Genomic DNA, 12,297 nt, shown 5'->3' with positions numbered 1-12,297 from the left:
AGCTATAAAAAATAATAGGTTGAATTTTTTCATCCTATAAATATGTATTCTTCTTTTTGAAAGGTATATCTAGGTTTTATTATATCTCGTTAGCACTTTGAGTCAATATTTCTAACTATCAGCGTAATATACTTCCTAATTATATATTTGAGATGACAAAAATTGTTCAAAAAGATTTCGATTCATTTTATTTTATTTATCGCACAATTCTTTGTAAAATAGAAATAAGCAGTTCCTTTTCAAATACATAACTTCTAAGAAATATTTCCTTCCTAAGAATTTACACTTACACCATATCTCTAACATACACACTACTCTTTCAAACAATCATTGAAAATTTATAAACTTAAAGTTACCTTTCCATTCCCTGTTAGCCTTAATTGAGAATAAATATTAATTAAATCGGTATAAAGTTGGTTTATTCTCTTGACAAAATAACCACTTCTATATGATAATTAATATCGAATTAGAATTATTATAGTTAATTAAAAAATATATTTTATGAGCACACTATTTTTTGATGCTCAAAACCAACATTTAGGAGGAATTTTAATATGTTATTAATCGGCACAGAAGTAAAACCGTTTAAAGCTAATGCTTACCATAATGGAGAATTTATCCAAGTTACTGACGAAAGTTTAAAAGGAAAATGGAGTGTAGTTTGTTTCTACCCAGCTGACTTCACATTCGTTTGCCCAACTGAACTTGAAGACTTACAAAACCAATACGCAACTCTAAAAGACTTAGGCGTTGAAGTATACTCTGTATCTACAGACACTCACTTCACTCACAAAGCATGGCATGATAGCTCAGAAACTATCGGCAAAATCGAGTACATCATGATTGGTGACCCAACTCGCACAATCACTACAAACTTCAACGTTTTAATGGAAGAAGAAGGTCTTGCTGCTCGTGGTACATTCATCATCGATCCAGACGGCGTTATCCAATCTATGGAAATCAATGCTGACGGTATCGGCCGTGACGCAAGCATTCTTGTTAACAAAATTAAAGCTGCTCAATACGTACGTAACAACCCAGGTGAAGTTTGCCCAGCTAAATGGCAAGAGGGTTCTGCAACACTTAAACCAAGCCTTGACCTTGTAGGCAAAATCTAAGGAGTTCGATCAAAATGATACTAGATGCAGATATAAAAACACAACTATCCCAATACCTTCAATTAATGGAGAACGATATTTTACTTAAGGTAAGCGCAGGAGACGATAACGTATCTAAAGATATGTTAGCTCTAGTAGACGAATTAGCTACTATGTCATCTAAGATTACAGTAGAAAAAGTTGAATTAGAGAGAACACCAAGCTTTAGCGTAAACCGCCCTGGTGAAGACACTGGTGTCGTATTCGCTGGTATTCCATTAGGACACGAATTTACATCATTAGTGTTAGCTTTACTACAAGTAAGTGGACGCGCTCCAAAAGTTGAACAAAAATTAATCGATCAAATTAAAAACATTCAAGGCGAATATCATTTTGAATCTTATATCAGCCTAAGTTGTCATAACTGTCCTGATGTTGTACAAGCTCTTAACGTAATGAGCGTTCTTAACCCTGGTATTACACATACTATGATTGATGGCGCTGCATTCAAAGAGGAAGTAGAAAGCAAAGACATCATGGCAGTACCAACTGTTTACCTAAACGGCGAATCTTTCGGAAGCGGTCGTATGACACTTGAAGAAATTTTAGCTAAAATGGGTAACGGTCCAGATGCATCAGAGCTTTCTGATAAAGATCCATACGATGTTCTTGTTGTTGGTGGCGGCCCTGCTGGTGCAAGTGCAGCAATTTACGCAGCACGTAAAGGCATCCGCACTGGTATCGTTGCTGAGCGCTTCGGTGGTCAAGTAATGGATACTATGGGCATTGAGAACTTCATCAGCGTAAAAAAGACTGAAGGTCCTAAGCTAGTAGCAAGCCTTGAAGAACACGTAAAAGAATACGACATCGATGTAATGAATCTACAACGTGCGAAACGTTTAGAGAAAAAAGAACTTATTGAAGTGGAACTTGAAAACGGCGCTATTCTGAAAAGTAAGAGCGTAATCGTTTCTACAGGTGCTCGCTGGCGTAATGTTGGCGTACCAGGTGAAGCTGAGTTCAAAAATAAAGGTGTAGCATATTGCCCACACTGTGACGGTCCATTATTCACTGGAAAAGACGTAGCAGTTATCGGCGGAGGTAACTCTGGTATTGAAGCAGCTATCGACTTAGCAGGTATCGTTAAGCACGTAACTGTTCTTGAATTCATGCCAGAATTAAAAGCTGATGCTGTATTACAAGAGCGTCTTAACAGCTTACCAAACGTAACTGTTCTGAAAAACGTTCAAACGAAAGAAATCACTGGTACTGATAAAGTAAACGGTATTTCTTACATCGATCGTGAAACTGAAGAAGTTCATCACGTTGAATTACAAGGTGTATTCGTACAAATCGGTCTTGTGCCAAACACAGACTGGTTAGGCGAAACAGTTGAACGCGTTCGCGGTGAAATCGTAACAGACAAGCACGGCGCTACAAACGTACCAGGAGTGTTTGCTGCAGGTGACTGTACAAATAATCCGTACAAACAAATCATCATCTCTATGGGTTCAGGTGCAAACGCAGCTTTAGGTGCATTTGATTACTTAATCCGTAACTAATAAAAAACAGGTGCCTTGGCACCTGTTTTTTTATTACCCTAATGTATAAACTAAAAACCTCTCATTCCCATTCTTCTCATAAGCACCTGGCAATCTAACTTCTTTCTTCAGCTCAAACGCAGTCTGATTTTCTAAGAAGAAAATATAGTCCTCAGAAGGATAATATAAAATAATATCCACTTCTCTCCCCGTGTTTTCTACTGAAAGCAAAATGTTATTTACTACATTCATAAACACTTGCACAGAAAACGGATTAAAGAAATAAAACCTATTATCATGTGGATCAATCTTATATTCCTGCGCTAAACAACATTGGAATTGAATTTTCCCCTTACTGTTTCTTGCCTTTCGTGCATAACGATCTCGATTATCAATCGCTTCTTTATAAAACTCTTCATTCATTTCAATTCCAACTGCTGAAGCCCCACATTTATGATGCATATAAAAGTTTAATCGCCCTTTTCCGCACCCAAAGTCTACAATTCGGTCACTACTTTTTATTTCATATTGATTCAGTAACTCATCTAATCCGCTATACGGCGTCGGTTCATAACGGTGATAATGCATAGATTTGTTAAACCCTTTTTGCTCACCGACTGTTTTTATATGTAAAACTGCATCGTAATATTGTTCGTTCATTCGTTTTCTCCTATTAAAAAATGGTACTTATTATTATACACCATGTACTGGAGGCTCATTTTTCATCAAATTAATAGGTACGTGAAATTATATTAACGATTTTCTTAATATATCTATCGTAACTTCAAATATATCAACGATTTTCTCAATATATCTATCATAACTTCAAATATATCAACGATTTTCTCAATATATCGATTTACCGACAATTCACGACAAAAAAACAGGAGCTCTTTAGCCCCTGTCTTCTAACACTTTCAATACAGTTTGTTTCAATATTTCTACCCCATCCATAATACAACTATGATCAAACCTCATATACGGATGGTGTAATCCAGGTTGTAGGTCTGCTCCTAGTCCAAGCATGACAGCTTTTAAATGTGGTCTTTTCACTGTATAGTAATGGAAATCATCGCTTCCTGTCGTATAGAGAGGCCCTGTGCATCTCTCTTCCCCATACACTTCGAGAATACCTTTACGCATAAAGCGCTCTGCTTCTTCGGAAACCTCTGCTCCTGGTGCAAGATCCATCCATTCGTATGAAGTTTTCGACCCCATCGATGCAGCTGATTCTATTACATGCTCAATCTTTTTCTTTAATTCTTCTAATAGTATATTACTCTCAGCTCTTACATCTAAACTGAAATGACCATTTCCTGGAATGATATTTAAATTATCACCACCTGCTTGGCATCTCGTCATTTTTACTGAATAAGAACTTTGCGGTGGCAGCCAAATATTTTTCAAACCGATATTAATCATGGAAATGACATCAATCGCATTCACACCTTGGTGTGGTCTTGCCCCGTGTGCATCCTCCCCATGAATCATACCCTCTAAAAACCCTGCTGCTCCATGGCGAATAGATGGGGCTGCTTGTTTCAAAGATAGTTCTTCAATTGGTCTTAGATGGATGCCAAATAAGAAATCAGCATCATCTACAGCACCTTTCTCCACCATCTTCAAAGCACCATTCCCCTTCTCTTCTGCCGGCTGAAAAATAAATCTAACCATACCACTTTTCCATCTCATATTTTTCAATTGTAAAATAAGTCCCATTACAATGGTCATATGAGCATCATGGCCACATGAATGGTTCGCTTTAAATTCTCCATTTACTTCTTGCCAAAGTGCATCCATATCAGCACGAATCGCAATAACTGGATTCCCGCCTCCAATCTCAGCAATTACACCTGGACAATCATCAAATGTTCTATATGAAATTCCTTCTTCTTTTAAAAAGTCAGTAATATACGCTGTCGTTTCATATTCTTTCCAACTTACTTCAGGGTTTTCGTGTAAATGCTGAAAAATCTCCGTTAAGCGCTCTTGTAATTCTAATGTTTTCAACGTTCCAGTCTCCTTCCCACATTACAAACGATTCGGGTTAATTATACTTATGAAAAACAGATGTTTTTATGAACATATTGAATTTTAAGAAAAAAGTCAATTGTTTATTTTTAAATACTTAAAAACCTTACTCTGCACTTATATTACAAACTAAACAAACAACTAGAACATTCCTTATTTTCTGTTTTTTTATGTTGACGCTTACATAAACTTTTAGTTATCATAACCTAATAAACGTCTATTTTACGACAATTCTAAAAATACAAACAAACATACGTAACAAGGAGGAACTTTATGAAAAAAGAAATACCTTTTGGAATAGCGATTATCCCTATTATCATTACCGTTGCAGTTATGATGGTTACAATTGTTGTATTAAAACAAACCCCTCACGTTCCACTTATTATCGGTACAACCGTTGCTTCTATTGTCGCTTGGCGTTATGGTTACAAATGGAATGATCTTGAAGAAGCAATGTATAAAGGGATTCGTCTTGCATTACCTGCTATCGTCATTATTATTCTTGTTGGCTTAACAATTGGTGCTTGGATTGGCGGTGGAATCGTCGCAACGATGATTTATTACGGTTTAAAACTTTTAACTCCATCACTATTTTTAGTTTCCATTACCGTCATTTGTTCTATCGTTGCATTAGCAATTGGTAGCTCTTGGTCTACAATGGGGACAATTGGTGTTGCTGGAATGGGAATTGGCCTAAGTATGGGAATCCCAGCTCCAATGGTTGCTGGTGCCATTATTTCAGGCTCTTATTTTGGCGATAAAATGTCACCGCTTTCAGATACAACTAACCTAGCCGCAGGATTAACAAATACAGATTTATTCGCACACATTCGTCATATGTTATTTACTACAGTTCCAGGTTTAATTATTACTCTTATCGTTTACGCGCTCTTAGGAAGAAGCTTCGGCGCTAACAATATTGATGCGAAGAGCATCGATCAAACGTTACAAGTATTGCAACAAAACTTTGTTATCTCACCTTTCCTACTCATTATACCCGTAGTCGTTATGGTATTGGTCGCAAAAAAAGTTCCTGCTATACCAGCGATTCTCGTCGGTATTATTTTAGGATTTTTATCACAAGTCTTTATTCAAGGTGGTTCTGTCTCAGCACCTGTCGGTGCACTCCAAGCTGGATTTGTTATAGACACTGGAAACAAGCTAGTAGACGAACTATTTAACCGCGGTGGCTTAGATTCGATGATGAATACAGTCTCTATGACAATTGTCGCTATGACTTTCGGAGGAGTATTAGAACATACAGGTATTCTTCGCTCAATTGTAAATCAAATTTTAAAGTTAGCGAAATCAGCAAAAGGGCTTATCGCTTCTACTATCGCATCTTGTTTTGCAACAAACCTTACTTGCTCTGAACAATATATTTCAATTGTTGTCCCTTCAAGAATGTACGCAAATGCATACACAGAAAAAGGACTACATTCAAAAAACTTATCCAGAGCATTAGAAGATGGCGGAACATTAACTTCTGTCTTCGTTCCTTGGAATACGTGCGGTGTATTTATTCTCGCTACACTTGGCGTAGGTGCATTTGAATATGCCCCTTATGCTATTTTGAATTTCATCGTACCTATTATCTCAATCATTTATGGTATAACAGGCTTCACAATTGTAAAACTATCAGACATTGAAAAAGCAGAACTACTAAAGAAACAAAAAGCTCAACTAGAAGCTTAAAAATAGCGGTAAATTCAGTTCATATAGTGCGCGAGGTCGCCCTTGTTGATAGGGCATTTCCTCGCCGCAAATATGAGCATACCCGTAATCAACTAATTTCTTTAACAACCTTTCTGTCGATCTTCGAGTCACTTGTAAGTACTCAGAAAGGTCAGCTGCTGTAAACTTCAATGACGGATGCGATTTACTAAATTGAATGATTTTTGACAAGTTGGCCGGACTAAGCTTCGTTTCCTTCGCTATTTTCATTAGTTCCGGATTATCATTTTTCAAACTTTGTACTCTCTGTTCTTTCGGGAACGGACCAAACAAATCTTTATCACTTGTTAGTATATAAAAACAACGATCTATTGGATTATTCTTTGCAAAACTTTGAGCAATTTTTGCATTTTGCTCCGCCTCTTTCACGGTTTTCCCATAACCAAATCCAATAGCTATCGTTCCTTCTACGCTCGCAAACAAGTTATCTATCGCATTTGTTTTAATAATCGATTCGATATCACCACGAGTTGTATACAAAATGCATGTCATTTCATCCACTTGTTTAAATGAACCACGTAGTTCTTTTGAAATGACATCTAGTTTTTCAAGCAAATTCGTCCGTAATTCTAGGGAAGAAATAATACAAGCACCAACAGTAGCTGAATAGCTTTTTGCTAACTCAGCTTTTATTTTTGCATCTTTTAGCCCATGTATAATGGACTGTGTTGGATCAATCATACGCTCTGAAGGAACACCTATTTTTTGAAGCTCATCGTAAACAGCGTGAATACTAGTTAAAGCTAAATGAGCCTCTCCAGATTGATATTTAGCTACATGAAAATCGATAACTCTATTTATTTCATCTTTACTCCACAGCATATTTTCATAATCCAACACTTGCGGGCTTTCTTTTATACCAATATCATGGAACACATTTGTAATAAACGAGCGGTCTACTAAATCGATGGAAATGTTATGTGGTTGAATACTTTGATGATACATGATAGAAAGAATTGAAGATGCGACAGTTGTCTCGTCTTGCTGTAAGTATGTACTTGGAATTCGTAATTGTTCTCTTATTTCTTTTGCCATATAATAAGGTAAAGCACCTGAGAAAAAGATGACATCACAAGGCTTTAGACACTTTAATAATTCAGAAGATTCCGCCGGATGAAGGTAAATATATGGATCAATTTCTATTCCTTCTAATTTTTGAGCAATAGGAAAAAGGTTCTCCATAAACTCCTTTGAACCGACAACTGCAATTTTTATCATCATTTTCTCTAACTCCTTATCATTAATTAACGACTATTTAACGTCAACTATATCAAATGTACAAAACTATTGTAAACAGGAAGGGGTTTCTATTCAATGAAAATTACAGCTATTCATCTTTACGCAATTCGTTTACCGCTTCGCAATCCGTTTGTTATTAGTTATGGCTCTTATTCTGATATGCCCTCTATTATCGTCAAAATGGAAACAGATGAAGGTATTATCGGTTACGGTGAAGGCGTTGCTGATGATCACGTCACAGGTGAATCATGGGAAAGTACTTTCCATACTTTAAAACATACGCTAACCCCTGCTCTAATCGGGAAAAATCCAATGAATATCGAAAAAATACACGACATAATGGACAATACAATTTACGGTGTTCCAACAGCGAAAGCTGCAATTGATATTGCTTGTTTTGATATAATGGGCAAAAAACTAAATCAACCTGTATATCAATTAATTGGCGGGCGCTATCATGAAGAATTCCCTGTCACTCACGTTTTAAGTATTGCCGATCCTGAAGATATGGCTGAAGAAGCTGCTTCTATGATTCAAAAAGGTTACCAATCTTTCAAAATGAAAGTTGGTACGAATGTAAAAGAAGATGTGAAACGTATTGAAGCTGTACGAGAACGTGTAGGAAATGACATCGCTATTCGCGTTGATGTAAACCAAGGCTGGAAAAATAGCGCAAACACATTAACAGCACTGCGGTCATTAGGACATTTAAACATTGACTGGATTGAACAACCTGTTATCGCGGACGATATTGATGCCATGGCTCATATCCGTTCTAAGACAGACCTCCCGCTTATGATTGATGAAGGACTAAAAAGTTCTCGTGAAATGCGCCAAATTATTAAATTAGAAGCTGCTGATAAAGTGAATATAAAACTAATGAAATGCGGTGGCATATATCCAGCTGTAAAGCTCGCTCATCAAGCTGAAATGGCCGGCATTGAATGCCAAGTGGGATCAATGGTCGAATCATCTGTTGCCTCTTCCGCAGGATTCCATGTCGCTTTCTCAAAGAAAATCATTACGAGCGTAGAGCTAACAGGACCATTAAAATTCACGAAAGACATTGGAAACTTACATTACGATGTACCATTCATTCGCTTAAACGAAAAGCCCGGACTCGGCATTGAAATAAACGAAGATACACTACAAGAACTAACCGTCTTTCAAGACGTTGTACGCTAAAGGAGGACTATCATATGACGGTTCTATACGAAGGAACATTAAAACAAAATAACGAATCATTTCACGTTACATTACTATCACTAGAGCACATCGAACAAATTTTATCACTACAAAACATCGTAGTTGAAGCACTAGAAGATAAAAGTCGTTTACAACCACTCTCACAAGAAGAATTTCAATACATTCTAGAAGGAAACGGCATGATGATCGGTGCTTTTATCGAAAACGAACTCATCGCATTTCGCGCTCTACTCGTCCCTCCTATCGACGATGAACATTTAGGGCTTGATATTGGTTTGCCAGAAAGTGAACTACACCGCGTCATCTATCAAGAAATCTCAAACGTTCATCCGAACTGCCGAGGAAATGGTATGCAAAAAATATTAGCGAAAGTCATTATGGAAGAATTGCAAAAAGAAGACAGCAAATATGATTACGTATGCTGCACCGTTGCTCCTTTTAACATTCCAAGTTTGAAGGATAAATTTGCGCAAGGGATGGAGATTGCTGCGCTGAAAGAAAAGTATGGTGGTAGTCTGCGGTATGTTTTTGTGAAGAAATTGCGTGAAGACAAGAAAAGAGATTGGACGGATGTTCAAAGTATTCTAATGAGTGATGCTAGTGGACAGCAGGCTTTGCTTTCGGAGGGGTATCGTGGGTATGAGATGGAGAAAGTTGATGAAGAATTTGTTGTGAAGTTTGGACGATAATCTATATACTCAAAAAAAGGAGATGCCTGCTATGACATCTCCTTTTACTTTCTCTTCATTGAACATATCGATTGCAACTCCAAATATATCGGCGGTTTTCGAAATATATCGGCGCAACTCCAAATATATCAGCGATTTTCGAAATATATCGGCGCAACTTCAAATATATCAGCGATTTTCGAAATATATCGACTTACCGACAAAGATTGACAATAATTGCAACCTATACAAAGCGCAACATTAAACCGTCATCTTCCAACTAGATAAAGCTAACCAGTTCTCCATTTCTTTATAATCAGGCATTATCTTCCCGACAAGACGCCAAAACGATCGATCATGATTTAAATGAACCATATGACACATTTCATGAACAACTACATAGTCAATTACTCGCTGTGGTGCCATTGCTAGCTTCCAATTGAATGTTAGTTGTAAATTCGAATCGCAAGTACCCCAAGTACGACTACTATCTGTAATACGAATAGAACGTGGTTTTGTTTTGAAATTACTTTGATGCGCTTTAATACTCTTCTCTACTAAAGATTTACACTGCTTATAGTAAAATCGTTTTAAAGCTTGTTGTATTTTCTCATCCTTAAGCTCTTTCACATAAATATGTAACTTATCCCCTTCAAATACTGCGTTGTCTTGCTCAATGCTTGCATCTTGGGAAATCTGTATCGGATACGTATTCCCTAAATACAAAAAGCCTTCTCCTTGATCGTAATCCTTTTCCTGTGGTCCACGCGCTCGCTCCGCCATTTCCTTACGAGTTGTCTGAATCCAATCCCACTTTTCCTCTAGCAACTGGACTAAGTATTCAACAGGTGTCCCTTTCGGAGCCTGTACTTCCACATTTCCGTATGAATCTACAAAAAGACGCACGGACTTTTTCTTCTTATAAGTTATATGAAAATTAATTGTCTCACCTAAATATGTATGTACCATTTCATCACCTAGCGTATTATTTTACAAATAAAAAAGAGTAGGATACAAACGTCCTACTCTACCTATTATATCATTTACTGCTTTAACGAACTCATTATCCTCTATACTTTACAGCTAATCCTTTAATGAAATTCCTTGCGTATTTATCGCCGCACTCTTTGTAATTTTTATGGCCTTTTTTTCTTAACAGAGCGCCTAACTCTCCTTTTGTTACCGTAACGCCTACGCTATCTAATATATCAAGTACATCCTCACTCGTTAAAGATAGTGCGATTTTCATTTTCTTTAGAAGAAGGTTATTGGCACTCTCCTTACTCTGTACAGGTGCAGGCTGCCCTGGTTTCGGATCTTGCTTTCCTCTTTTTAAAGTAATAAATCCATTGAAAAATGCCTCTAACATCATCATATCGCATGTTTTTACGTACTCATCATCTTCGATTACATCCGCATCTTCAGCTTCATGCTGAGGAGCTCTCTTTATTTTTGTAAGCATATCAACTACGTCTTCTTTCGTTACTTCCATCCCGCCAAGTTTAAAGATTTCTACCATATCTATATCTCTTATATCTAAAGCATATCTTACTCTTTTTAATATATCGTTGTTGCTCATTGCCATTGGGTTTCCTCCTGAAATGTTGATTATCATAATGCTTTTAGCATGTGTAAATGAATGTCGTTAAGTTACTACTTTAACATTTTAGGGGGAGGTTTTGTAGTCTTGGGTGGATTAATGGTTTTAGAGGTTATGCTAATACCATAAGCAGACACTTAGTTTGAAAGAGACTAAAATATTTCTAAATTTATCTTTCCCAGTTTATTGCACTTGTTAAGTAAATAATATTTCCTCTTTATCCACACCTACCATATCTGAAACAAAATCCTAAATAAAGGTTGTATCCCCACTCTTTTCTTTAATGAAATCAATGAAATCATAACCAAATTTGGTTACTGTACCATCTTCAGGTGGTGCCTCACCAAATGATATCGTTTGAATTAAACCTAGTTGTTCTAATTTGTTATGAATATATGTAGTTAAAGCCGTTCTACGCTGCCCCATTTCCGAAGAGTCTATCTCCAATTTTTTCTTTTCTTTTGATAGTAGCTCTCTATATTCATTAGTTTGTTTAAATAAATGCTGAATATCAATTTAGTGCATATTCTAGGAAAGTAAATGCGATAGGAAATCATTAAGTATGTAGCAGGATCAATTAAATCATTGGGGTTATGAAAACTTTCCGCTTTTATTTGTTACTTATTTTCGATAACATAAATAGAAAATAAAAAAAGAATCATATATATTTATTCACTATGTTTACTTAACAATTTTTTATATAAGTTATTACCTTCATACTGACTTTTAAGCCCCATAAGCAATATAGTAAATGCTAAAGCAAGGATTGTAAAAGCATTGGAGTTCTCAGTTAAATATGTCTCTAATCTCCCCGATTGTAACAATTTAAGATTAGGAATTATTAAAATTCCACTCATAAAAACTAGATACAAAAAGACCTCAAGCAATTCAAATATCCTTCTCAACCATATAGAGCTTGCAACCTTTTTAGCAAATTCAACCATGTCTAAATACACCATAGCAATACCACTTAAGGAGAACCCAAAAAAGGATGCAACTGATAAATTAATTAATCCGTGAGCGTATAAAAAGGACAATAAAATTAATATAAGGCCAAAATAGATGGTAAAATCATTCCTTTTTTTAATAACCGTTTCATATAATTGTTTCCAATTATCCATAACAACCTCCAATATTATATTTCCTTATATAAATATATAACATTTTTTGTTTTTATTACT

At 36.2% G+C, this 12,297-nt stretch carries 12 protein-coding genes; 5 read left to right on the top strand and 7 right to left on the bottom strand.

Features of this window, described 5'->3' with window-relative positions; all coding sequences use genetic code 11:
- The first annotated feature begins 554 nt into the window (after positions 1-554).
- Both ahpC and ahpF read left to right on the top strand, forming a co-directional pair.
- On the top strand, positions 555-1,118 hold the full coding sequence (gene ahpC, locus ES895_RS18905) for an alkyl hydroperoxide reductase subunit C (RefSeq protein WP_000924420.1): 564 nt from the start codon (positions 555-557) through the stop codon (positions 1,116-1,118).
- A gap of 14 nt (positions 1,119-1,132) precedes the next feature.
- Positions 1,133-2,659, top strand: a complete 1,527-nt coding sequence (gene ahpF / locus ES895_RS18900) for an alkyl hydroperoxide reductase subunit F (RefSeq protein WP_000599501.1) — start codon at positions 1,133-1,135, stop codon at positions 2,657-2,659.
- A gap of 33 nt (positions 2,660-2,692) precedes the next feature.
- Here the strand turns inward: ahpF and ES895_RS18895 are convergent, their stop codons facing one another.
- Together ES895_RS18895 and ES895_RS18890 are read right to left on the bottom strand one after the other, a co-directional pair.
- On the bottom strand, positions 2,693-3,298 hold the full coding sequence (locus ES895_RS18895; RefSeq protein WP_048567395.1) for an SAM-dependent methyltransferase: 606 nt from the start codon (positions 3,296-3,298) through the stop codon (positions 2,693-2,695).
- A gap of 234 nt (positions 3,299-3,532) precedes the next feature.
- The gene (locus ES895_RS18890; protein ID WP_000853511.1) at positions 3,533-4,648 is read right to left on the bottom strand and encodes a M20 peptidase aminoacylase family protein; all 1,116 of its coding nucleotides are present in this window, start codon (positions 4,646-4,648) and stop codon (positions 3,533-3,535) included.
- 294 nt (positions 4,649-4,942) lie between these two features.
- Here ES895_RS18890 and nhaC point away from each other — a divergent pair, with 294 nt between their 5' ends.
- The gene (nhaC, locus tag ES895_RS18885; RefSeq protein WP_135238562.1) at positions 4,943-6,364 is read left to right on the top strand and encodes a Na+/H+ antiporter NhaC; all 1,422 of its coding nucleotides are present in this window, start codon (positions 4,943-4,945) and stop codon (positions 6,362-6,364) included.
- Here nhaC and ES895_RS18880 read toward each other — a convergent pair.
- Positions 6,353-7,624 (bottom strand): transcriptional regulator, encoded by a 1,272-nt coding sequence (locus ES895_RS18880; protein ID WP_118413993.1) that lies wholly within the window; start codon positions 7,622-7,624, stop codon positions 6,353-6,355. The genes nhaC and ES895_RS18880 overlap by 12 nt on opposite strands.
- A 93-nt stretch (positions 7,625-7,717) precedes the next feature.
- On the opposite strand from ES895_RS18880, the gene ES895_RS18875 reads away from it, so the two are divergent.
- Positions 7,718-8,827, top strand: a complete 1,110-nt coding sequence (locus ES895_RS18875; RefSeq protein ID WP_000704486.1) for a mandelate racemase/muconate lactonizing enzyme family protein — start codon at positions 7,718-7,720, stop codon at positions 8,825-8,827.
- Between the two features lie 14 nt (positions 8,828-8,841).
- Complete coding sequence (locus ES895_RS18870; protein ID WP_135238561.1) at positions 8,842-9,537, top strand: GNAT family N-acetyltransferase; 696 nt, start codon at positions 8,842-8,844, stop codon at positions 9,535-9,537.
- 240 nt (positions 9,538-9,777) lie between these two features.
- Here the strand turns inward: ES895_RS18870 and ES895_RS18865 are convergent, their stop codons facing one another.
- The 4 genes from ES895_RS18865 to ES895_RS18855 form a co-directional block, all read right to left on the bottom strand.
- The gene (locus ES895_RS18865; RefSeq protein WP_135238560.1) at positions 9,778-10,485 is read right to left on the bottom strand and encodes a M48 family metallopeptidase; all 708 of its coding nucleotides are present in this window, start codon (positions 10,483-10,485) and stop codon (positions 9,778-9,780) included.
- A gap of 94 nt (positions 10,486-10,579) precedes the next feature.
- A complete protein-coding gene (locus tag ES895_RS18860; protein ID WP_135238559.1) occupies positions 10,580-11,101 on the bottom strand; it encodes a YehS family protein in 522 nt (173 codons plus the stop codon).
- 264 nt (positions 11,102-11,365) lie between these two features.
- Positions 11,366-11,542: a hypothetical protein gene (locus tag ES895_RS29345; RefSeq protein WP_167754523.1), complete on the bottom strand. Its 177-nt coding sequence runs from the start codon at positions 11,540-11,542 to the stop codon at positions 11,366-11,368.
- Between the two features lie 242 nt (positions 11,543-11,784).
- Positions 11,785-12,237, bottom strand: a complete 453-nt coding sequence (locus ES895_RS18855) for a hypothetical protein (RefSeq protein ID WP_070172216.1) — start codon at positions 12,235-12,237, stop codon at positions 11,785-11,787.
- Positions 12,238-12,297 lie beyond the last annotated feature (60 nt).

It is taken from the genome of Bacillus sp. 007/AIA-02/001, from assembly GCF_004634455.1.
Taxonomy (GTDB): Bacteria; Bacillota; Bacilli; order Bacillales; family Bacillaceae_G; genus Bacillus_A; species Bacillus_A cereus.
Note: the sequence above shows the minus strand (reverse complement) of the source record. Positions and strands in the feature narration are given on the sequence as shown.

Bases quoted from the DNA above. Each gene is read 5' to 3' on its own strand.
- ahpC (WP_000924420.1), top strand. From the start codon at position 555: ATGTTATTAATCGGCACAGAAGTAAAACCGTTTAAAGCTAATGCTTAC.
- ahpF (WP_000599501.1), top strand. From the start codon at position 1,133: ATGATACTAGATGCAGATATAAAAACACAACTATCCCAATACCTTCAA.
- ES895_RS18895 (WP_048567395.1), bottom strand. From the start codon at position 3,298: ATGAACGAACAATATTACGATGCAGTTTTACATATAAAAACAGTCGGT.
- nhaC (WP_135238562.1), top strand. From the start codon at position 4,943: ATGAAAAAAGAAATACCTTTTGGAATAGCGATTATCCCTATTATCATT.
- ES895_RS18880 (WP_118413993.1), bottom strand. From the start codon at position 7,624: ATGATGATAAAAATTGCAGTTGTCGGTTCAAAGGAGTTTATGGAGAAC.
- ES895_RS18875 (WP_000704486.1), top strand. From the start codon at position 7,718: ATGAAAATTACAGCTATTCATCTTTACGCAATTCGTTTACCGCTTCGC.
- ES895_RS18870 (WP_135238561.1), top strand. From the start codon at position 8,842: ATGACGGTTCTATACGAAGGAACATTAAAACAAAATAACGAATCATTT.
- ES895_RS18865 (WP_135238560.1), bottom strand. From the start codon at position 10,485: ATGGTACATACATATTTAGGTGAGACAATTAATTTTCATATAACTTAT.
- ES895_RS18860 (WP_135238559.1), bottom strand. From the start codon at position 11,101: ATGGCAATGAGCAACAACGATATATTAAAAAGAGTAAGATATGCTTTA.
- ES895_RS29345 (WP_167754523.1), bottom strand. From the start codon at position 11,542: ATGGGGCAGCGTAGAACGGCTTTAACTACATATATTCATAACAAATTA.
- ES895_RS18855 (WP_070172216.1), bottom strand. From the start codon at position 12,237: ATGGATAATTGGAAACAATTATATGAAACGGTTATTAAAAAAAGGAAT.